This is a genomic window from Streptomyces sp. NPDC051555 (assembly GCF_044454405.1).
In the GTDB taxonomy this organism is placed as follows: domain Bacteria; phylum Actinomycetota; class Actinomycetes; order Streptomycetales; family Streptomycetaceae; genus Streptomyces.
This window is the reverse complement of sequence record NZ_JBITDP010000006.1, coordinates 15259-24743: the sequence shown is the minus strand read 5'-3', so window position 1 is coordinate 24743 and position 9485 is coordinate 15259. Positions and strand designations below refer to the sequence as shown.

1 protein-coding gene is annotated in these 9485 nt (G+C 74.3%); it reads right to left on the bottom strand.

Annotated features, from left to right (window positions below; all coding sequences use genetic code 11):
* Positions 1-227: 227 nt before the first annotated feature.
* On the bottom strand, positions 228-9476 hold the full coding sequence (locus ACIBEA_RS15065; RefSeq protein WP_399260852.1) for an amino acid adenylation domain-containing protein: 9249 nt from the start codon (positions 9474-9476) through the stop codon (positions 228-230).
* Between the last annotated feature and the right edge of the window lie 9 nt (positions 9477-9485).

Below are 9485 nucleotides of genomic sequence, written 5' to 3'. Positions count from 1 at the left end.
CGTCACCCCGTAGCTCCGGGTCCCAGTCGGTGGACCCGCCACCGAGTCAAGATCGGACTCGGCTAGCTGGAGCCTAGAGGAGTGATCGACGGGGTGCAACGAAAAACGATCAGAGAATGATCTTTCCCTGACCGCTTTGTCCGGAGCCAATCCTTCCGACTTTTCGCCCACGACTTTCGGCCACCCCCGCATCGGGGGTGGCCGAAAACCTACTCACGTGCCGGACGTCAGGACCTGGCGGCGGCCTCCCGCAGCCGTGCCAGGGCGGTGTCCGGGGACGCCGCGATCGCGTCCAGCAGTCGCTCGTACCCCCGGGCCAACCGCTCCGCGGTCCCCCGGGCGAACAGGTCCGTGCTGTATTCCAGGTAGCCCTCCAGGGCGCCGTCGGCGTCCTGGAGCACCAGGTTGAGGTCGAACTTCGTGGTGCCCGGCCGGGCCGGCAGGTACCGGACGGCGAGCCCGCCGGGCTCCGTCCCCGGCCCGTCCTGGGCGGCGGCGGGCTCCCCGGCGGGGGCGGGCAGCAGGTTGAACATCACCTGGAACAACGGGGAGTGCGCCGGGTCCGACTCCGCGATCAGGGAGCGCACCAGATCAGAAAAGGGCAGGTCAAGGTGGTCGTGGGCGTCGGCCGTGGCCTCCCCCGCGTCGGCGAGCAGCTCGCTGAAGGAGCGCTGCGGGTCCACGTCCAGCCGGATCACCAACGTGTTGGTGAAGTAGCCGACGACCTGTTCCAGTTCGGGCCCGGGTCGGTTGGCGACCGCCGTTCCGACGGCCAGTTCACGCTCTTCGGTGCGCCCGCCCAGCAGGACGGCGTACGCCGACAGCAGGCTCATGTAGAGCGTGGCGCCGCGCTCGCGGCCCAGCCGCCGCAGCCCGTCGGCCGTCCCCGCCGGGACGCGGACCGGGACCGAGGAGCCCTGGTACGTCTTCACCGGGCCGCGCGGGTAGTCGGTGCGCAGGGCGGTGACAGCGGGCAGTCCGACCAGGCGGCCGCGCCAGTACTCCCGCTGCCGATCCAACTCCGCAGCGTCAACGGCCGACTGCTGCCAGTGAGCGAAATCGGCGTACGACAGCGCCGGTGCGGCCCGCCGCGGTTCCCGGCCGCCGACCGATTGCTGGTAGGAATCCATCAACTCGGCCAGGACCAGATTTACCGACCAACCGTCGAAGACGCCCCACGGCCGGGTGAGCACGGCGACGTGCGCGTGCTCCGACAGTGCGATCAGGTGCGCCCGCAGGGCGGTTCCGGCGCCGGGTGCGAACGGGCGCAGCCGCTCCGCCGCGGCCCAGGCCCCGGCCTCCTCCTCGTCCCCGGCCGCCAGCACCGGCACGGTGAACCCGGCCGCCGCGTGGACCTGCTGGGTCCAGACCCCCTCGTGCTCCGTGTAGCCGGTGCGTAGGATCGGGTGCCGTTCGACCAGGGCCCGGACCGCGCTGGTGAAGGCACCGCGGTCGAGCGGGCCGTCGATCCGGAAGGCCAGCTGCACGTTGTCGTGGGCCTCGGCGAGGTGGCCGGGGCGGTTCAGGAACCACAGGTCCCGCTGTTGCAGGGCCAGCGGGGCCCGCGCGCCGACCGCCGTGGCGCCCTCCACCGGGACCAGCGGGGGCGCGGTCCGCGCCCGGCCGGGCCCGTCCGCACGCGCGGTGGCCCGGTCCGTGGCGGACTGCGCGACCGCGGCGGCCAGTTGCTCCAGCGTGGCACCGGTGAAGACCAGCTTGAGCGGGAGTTCTGCGCCCGTCTCCTGCTTCACGCGCAGGGTCAGCCGGGTGGCCAGCAGGGAGTGCCCGCCCAGGTCGAAGAAGCTGTCCCGCAGGCCCACGCGGCCGACCCCGAGGAGCTCGCCGACGATCCGGCACAGGGTCCGTTCGGCGTCGGTGCGCGGCTCGACGTACTCGCCCTTGGCCACGTCGTCGTCGCCGGGGGCGGGCAGCGCCCGCTTGTCCACCTTGCCGTTGGAGGTCAGGGGCAGCTCTTCGAGGATCACGAAGGCGCTGGGGACCATGTACTCGGGCAGCGAACCGGCGAGGTGCTCCTTCAGCATCCGTGCCATCGCCGGACCGAGCAGGCCGAGCTGCGGGGAGCTCGCCTGCTGGGCAGCGCGGTAGGGGGAACGCGCCCGCACCCGGGGCAGCTCGCCCCGGCCGAACACCAGGTCCAGGCCATCCGGCCGGTCCTGGGACCAGGTGGCGGCCACCCGGAGGCCGAGGGACTCGGCGTACCTCAGGACGTCTTCGAGCTCCCGCACCCCTTCGGCGGCTTGCGCGGACAGTCCTGCCCCGTGTGGCGGCAGGGGGACCTCGCGGGTGGCGGGCCAGCGGGCCAGGTCCTCGTGGAGGCGGACGTCCTCGGCGACCCGGGGGTTGGTCAGCCCGCTGACCCCGAACCGCTCGGGGAGCGCGCCCGCGCCGCCGGCGAGCAGCGCGCGCAGCGCGGCCGGGCCGTCGGCCACCAGCCAGGGGTGGCCGGGGTCCGGAGCGGTGGCGGTGGCGCCCTTGGTGAGCAGCGCGTCGTAGTGGTGGGCGAGCTCCTCGCCGTCACCGGCGCCGCGCCGCAGCAGCAGGTCGACGGCGCCGAGCTCGGGGAACCGCTCGGTGAGGGCGGCGAACCAGCTGGGGCTCAGCAGGAGTTCGGACTCCGCCCGGCGGCGGCCTTGCACCCGGGCCCGCAGTGCCCCGGCGGTGGTGCCCGCGCAGGAGTCGGCCAGCTCGGCGGCGCACAGCTGCGCCGGGAACAGGTCGAGGTTGCGGACGCCGCCGATCAGGATGCGCCCGCCCTCCTCCAGCAGCGGCAGCAGGCGGGCGAGCGTCTCCTCCAGGTAGGGGCGGTTGGGGAAGTACCGCACGACCGAGTCGAGGACGATCGTGTCGAACCGGGCGCCGGCGAGCGGGCCGTTCGCGGGTTCGGCGACGCTCAGGGCGTCACCGTGGACGAGGGACACGTGGGTCCAGCCGCGGCGCTCCGCGAGTCGGCGGACGGCGTCGAGGGCCGGTGCGCTGACGTCGACGACGTGCACCGCCTCGCACTCCTCGGCGTAGTGCCGCAGCAGGTCGCCGGTGCCGCAGCCGATCTCCAGCAGGCGCTTGGGCCGCAGGTCCTCGACGGCGCGGGCGAGCGCGCCCCGCGCCCCGCCGGCCGCGGGCGGCGCGGGGTCGACGGCCGCGGAGCCGGCGTACCTCTCGTCGAAGGTCCGCCGCCACCGGTCGAGGTGGACGGCGTCCTGCTCCCGGGCCGCCCCGTCGAGCCACTGGGGGGTGGGGCGGGCGTAGGCGACCAGGGTGGTGGTGTCTCCCGAGGCCCGGGGGACGACGACGGCGCTGTGCACGGCGGGGTGCGCGTGCAGGGCGTTCACGATCTCGCCGGGTTCGATCCGGAAGCCGCGCACCTTGACCTGGTCGTCGGCGCGACCGAGGTACTCCAGGGTGCCGTCCGGCAGCCAGCGGGCCACGTCTCCGGTGCGGTACATGCGCTCGCCCGGGGCCCCGAAGGGGTCCTCGACGAAGCGTTCCGCGGTGAGGTCGGGCCGGCCCAGGTACCCCTGGGCCAGGCAGGTCCCCGCGAGGTAGAGCTCCGCGGCCACGCCCACCGGGACCGGGCGGCGCCGGTCGTCCAGGACGTAGGTGCGGGTGTTGGCGACGGGGCGGCCCAGCGGCGCCGCGGCGGGCCATGCGCCGACGTCCTCGGGCAGGGTCGCGGCGGTGGCCACGTGGGTCTCGGAGGGTCCGTACTGGTTGTGCAGCCGCAGCCACGGCCGGTCGGCGTGGAACCGCCGCACCAGCGCGGTCAGCTGGAGGGCCTCGCCGGCCTGCAGGACGTGGCGCAGGGCGGTGAGTTCCAGGCCCTGCGCGGTGGCGGCCTCGTACACGGCGGCGATCACCACGTTGGGGGCGAAGAACTCCGTGATCCGCTCGCGTTCCAGCCAGCGCGCGAGCTCGGCGGGGTCCACCCGGACGTCCGCGGCGGGCACGCACAGGGTCTTGCCGTGCAGCAGGGCGTTCAGCAGCTCGTACTCGGACATGTCGAAGCTGACCGCGGCGAACTGCGCCACCCGCGAGCCCGGTTCGGCCGGGAAGACGGACCGGGACCAGGCGAGCAGGTTGGTCAGCACCCGGGCCGGCAGGACCACGCCCTTGGGCCGTCCCGTGGAACCGGAGGTGTAGACGACGTAGGCCGGCGTCTCGGGGGTCAGCGGGCCGGTGCGCTCCCGCGGCCGGGGATCGTCGACCGCGGCGTCGGCGAGCAGCGCCCGGGTGGCCGGGTCGTCCAGGACCAGGAGCGGGGCGCCCGGCAGGGCGGGGGCCGTGGCCCGGTCGGTGAGGACCACCGCGGGCCCGGTGTCGCCGAGGATGAAGTCGATCCGGTCCTGCGGGTACTCGGGGTCGATGGGCAGGTAGGCCGCGCCGGACTTGAGGACGGCGAGGAAGGCGACGATCGCCAGGCTGCCGCGGGGCAGCGACACGCCCGCGAAGGAGCCGGGTCCGACGCCGCGGGCGATGAGGACCCTGGCCAGGCGGTTCGCCCGCTCGTTGAGTTGCGCGTACGTCAACTCGTCACCGCCGGGCGCGCTGACGGCGAGGGCTGCGGGGGTGCGGGCCGCCTGCCGCTGGATCAGCTCCCCCAGCGGGACGTCGGTGACGGGCGCCTTCGGCCCGGCCCATTCGGTGAGCAGCCGGTGGCGTTCGGCCGCGGGCAGGACCGGTACGTCGAGCGCGGCGGTGCGGGCGCCGTCGCCGTCGGCGAGGGCGGCGGTGATGCCGGCCAGTGCGCTCTCCAGGTAGTCGGCGACGGCCTCGCACGCCACCTGCGCGTCGGCCTGGATGTCCAGCGAGAGCTCGGTGCCGAAGTCGTCCAGGGAGACCACGAGGGGGTAGTTGATGCCGTCGGCGGCGGAGAGGAAGCGCACGCCCCGGCCGTCGGTGAGGGCCTCGGCGGCCTCGCCGTGCCCGGCCTCGAAGTGGCGGAAGTTCGCGACGGCGCTGAAGAGCGGCGCGTCGCCCGCCAGTGCGCTGCAGCGCTGCGCCAGCCCGAGCGGCGTCTGCTCGTGGTCGATCAGGTCCTTCAACCCGGTGTCGACGTCGGCGATCAGCTCGCGCACGGTGCGCTCGGCCAGCCGGGTCCGCAGGGGCAGGGTGTTGATGAAGTTGCCGAGCATCCGCTCGACCCCGGGCACGCCCTGGAGCCGGCCGGACAGGATGGTGCCGAAGACGACGTCGTCGCGCCCGCTGGTGGCGGCCACGACGCGGGCCCAGGCCGCGTGGAACAGGCTGGCGGGGCCGATCCGCAGCCGCTGGGCCTGGGTCCGGATCTCCCGGGTGAGGGCGTCGGGCAGGGCGCGGCGCAGCCGGCGGACCCGGCTGGTGTCGCCGTGCACGTCGGTCAGCCCGAAGGGGGTGGTCGGTTCGGTGACGTCGCCGAGCATGGCGCGGAAGTGGCCCTCCGCGTCGGCGTCGGCCTGCCGGCTCCGGGTGTGGGCGACGAAGTCGCGGTACGGGGCGGGCGGGGCCAGGAGGTCGGCGCGGTCCGCCATGTGCAGGGCGAGCTCGTTCAGGGTGAGCCGGAGCGAGGTGGCGTCCTCGATCAGGTGGTGGGCGCTCAGCAGCAGGTAGCGGCGGGCGGAGCCGGGGTCCTCGGCGACGGTCAGCCGCAGCAGCGGGGCCCGGTCGATCTCCAGGTTGTCGGGCTGCTCCAGCAGGGCGAGGGCCTGCTGCTCGGCGTCCCGCCCCGGGTCGAGGAGCAGTCGGCGTACGGGCAGGGTGGTGGTGCGGTGGACGACCTGGACGGGTGCGGGCAGGCCGTCCGTGACGACGGCGGTGCGCATGACGTCGTGCCGGTCGACGACGGCCTGCAGGGCGCGGGTGAAGGCGGCGCAGGCGGCCTCGTCCTCGGCGACGTAGAGGGTCGAGACCAGGTACGGGTCGTTGTCCGGGTCCAGCAGGCGGTGGAAGAGGATGCCCTCCTGGGTGGCGACCAGGGGGTAGATGTCCTGGACGTTCGCCGCTCCGCCGGGGACGGTGGCGGTGACCGCGTCGATCTGCTCCTGGGTGAGCTCGACCAGCGGCAGCAGCTGCGGGGTGATCCGCTCGCAGCCGGCCGGGATCGCGTTCGGCGGGATCTCGTACGTCTCGGCGGGCTCGGCCGCGTCCAGCGCGGTGGCGAGCTCGGCGAGGGTGGCGGCGCCGAAGACGGCGCGCACGGAGGCGCGCAGGCCGTGCTCGGCGAGGCGGGCCACCAGGACGGTGATGAGGAGCGAGTGGCCGCCGAGGGCGAAGAAGTTGTCGCCGGCGCCGATCCGGTCCCCGTCGAAGCCGAGGAGTTCGGCCCACAGGCCGGCGAGCAGCCGCTCGGTGGGGGTGGCCGGGGCGGTGTACTCCCGCTGCGCGAAGGCCTCGATGTCGGGGACGGGCAGGGCCCGGCGGTCGAGCTTGCCGTGGGCGGTGACGGGCAGTTCGCCGAGGACGACGAAGGCGCCGGGAACCATGTACTCCGGCAGGGTCGCTTCCAGGTGCCGGACGAGCTCGGCGCGCAGGGCGGCCTCGTCCGCCGCCGGGGCGACGTCGTCGCCGAGGACGGGGTAGGCCACCAGCCGGGGGCTGCCGGGCTGGTCCTCGCGGACGATGACGGCGCAGGCGCGGACCGCGGGGTGCTCGGTCAGCCGGTGTTCGATCTCGCCCAGCTCGATCCGGAAGCCGCGGAGCTTGACCTGGTCGTCGGCGCGGCCGAGGTACTCCAGCGTGCCGTCGGGCAACCAGCGGGCCAGGTCCCCGGTGAGGTACATGCGGGCGTCGGGGTCCGTCGCGAACGGGTCCGGTACGAACCGCTCGCGGGTCAGCTCCGGCTGGTGCAGGTAGCCGCGGGCCAGGCCCGTACCGGCGATGTACAGCTGGCCGACGCAGCCGACGCCCTGGGGGCGCAGGGCCTCGTTCAGGACGTACAGGCGGATGTTCTGGATGGGGCGGCCGATGGGGACCAGGCGCGGGGCCGGCCCGGCGGGCACGGTCCAGTGGCTGACGTCGACGGCGGCCTCGGTGGGCCCGTACAGGTTGTGCAGCGGGGCGGGGTGGCGTTCGTAGTGGCGCTCGCACAGCTCCGGGGGCAGGGCCTCGCCGCTGCAGAACACCTGGCGCACGGAGGCGCAGGCGGACCAGTCGGGCTCCGCGACGACGGAGCGCAGCATGGAGGGCACGAAGTGCAGGGTGGTCACCCCGAACTCCCGTACCGCGGAGACCAGGTAGGCGGGGTCCTTGTGGCCGCCGGGCGCGGCGACGGCGAGGCGGGCGCCGAAGAGCAGCGGCCAGAAGAACTCCCACACCGAGACGTCGAAGCTGTAGGGGGTCTTCTGCAGGACGACGTCGTCCTGATCGAGCCGGTACTCGTGCTGCATCCACTCGATGCGGTTGACGGCCGCCCGGTGCTCGATCATCACGCCCTTGGGGCGGCCGGTGGAGCCGGAGGTGTGGATGACGTACGCCAGGTTGCCGGGGCCGAGGCCGAGCGCGGCGGCGGGCAGGTCCGCCTCGGACAGGTCCTCGGCCGCGTGGCCGGCCCGGTCGCGGACCGTGCCGTCGCGGTCGAGGGTGAACAGGTCGGCGGCGCCGTGCAGCGGGGCCGGGTCCAGATGGGGCTGGGTGAGGACCACGCGGACGCCGGAGCTCTCGACGAGGTCCTCGATGCGGGCCGCCGGGTAGGACGGTTCGATCGGCATGTAGGCTCCGCCGGCCTTGAGGATGCCGTAGATCCCGGCCACCATCTCGGCGGACCGCTCCGCACTGAGGCCGACCAGGGTGTCCGGGCCCACTCCGCTGCGGCGCAGGGCGTCGGCGATGCGGTTGGCCCAGGCGTTGAGCTCGGCGTAGGTCCAGGTGCGGTCGGCGTCGGCGAGCGCGGTCCGACCGGGGTGGCGGGCCGCGCGGGCCTCGAAGAGTTCGTGCAGGCAGCGGTCGGCGGAGAACGGGCGGTCGGTGTCGTTCCATCCCCGGACGACCTGCTCCCGCTCGGCCTCGTCGAGCAGCGACAGGCCCGAGAGCCGGGCCCCGGGGTCGGCGGTGAGGGAGCCGAGGAGCTCGCCGAAGTGGCCGGTGAACCGGCGGATGGTGTCCGGGTCGAAGAGGTCCGTGTTGTACTCGACGGTCCCGGCGAGGCCGTCCGGGGTCTCGCGCAGGTCGAGGGTGAGGTCGAACTTGGTGACGCCGAGGTCGAACTCGATCGCCGACACGAGGAGTTCACCGAGCCGCGCCGTGCGCTCGGTCTGCGCCTCCTGGAGCACCAGCATGGTCTGGAAGACCGGCGAGTGGCTGAGGCTGCGCTCCAGCTGGAGGGCGTCGGCCACCGCCTCGAAGGGCACGTCCTGGTGGTCGTAGGCGGCCAGCGCGGTCCGCTTGACCTGGGCGAGCAGCTCGGGGAAGGCCGGGTCGTCCGACAGGTCGGCGCGCATGACGAGCGTGTTGGCGAAGAAGCCGATGAGCCCCTCCACCTCGATGCGGTTGCGTCCCGCGACCACGGTGCCGACGGCGATGTCGCTCTGGCCGGTGTAGCGGTTCAGGACGACGGAGTACGCGGCCAGCAGCGTCATGTAGAGGGTCGCGTCGTGCCGCGCGGCGACCTCGCGCAGCCGCGCCAGCAGGTCGGGCGGGAGCAGGAAGCCCATCCGGGCCCCCCGGTACGTCTTGACCGCGGGGCGTTCGCGGTCGGCGGGCAGGGTCAGCCGCGGGTCGATCCCGGCGAGCTGCTCCTTCCAGTAGGCGGTCTGCCGGGTCTGTTCCGCGCCCTGCAACCACTGGCGCTGCCAGTGCGCGTAGTCGGCGTACTGGACGGGCAGCGGGGCGAGCGGCGAGGGCAGTCCGGCGGCGAACGCCTCGTACAGGGCGCTCAGGTCGCGGATGAGGACGCCGACCGACCAGCCGTCGGACACGGCGTGGTGCATGGTGATCAGCAGCACGTGCTCCTGCTCGGCCTCGCGCAGCAGCCGGACCCGGATCAGCGGGTCGTGCTCCAGGTCGAAGGCGGTGGCCGCCTCACCCGCGCAGATCCGGGCCAGTTCGGCCGGGTCGCCGAGGTCGGCCTCGGCGACGGCGAAGTCGCAGCCGTCGCCGATCAGCTGGTGCGGGACGCCGTCGCGGTCGGCGAAGCGGGTGCGCAGCGCCTCGTGGCGGCGGACCAGCTCGGCCAGGGCGCGCCGCAGGGCGGGGCGGTCCAGCGGGCCGCTCAACCGGGTCGCGACGGGGATGTTGTAAGCGGCGCTGCTGCCGTCCAGCTGGGCCAGGAACCACAGCCGCTGCTGGGCGAACGAGAGTTGCACGGGCCCGTCGTCGTCACGGGCCCGCAGCGGGACGTCGTCGATCCGGCCGAGGGCGGTGAGGTCGACGCCCTGTTCGCGCAGGAGCGCGATCAGGGCCCGGCGGCGCTTGGCGGGCAGTGAGTTGATCGTCCGGAGCAGGTCCGGTGCGGTGGAGTGCGTGGTGGAGTGCGTGGTGGTGCTCATCGTGGTCCC

Bases quoted from the DNA above. Each gene is read 5' to 3' on its own strand.
- ACIBEA_RS15065 (WP_399260852.1), bottom strand. From the start codon at position 9,476: ATGAGCACCACCACGCACTCCACCACGCACTCCACCGCACCGGACCTG.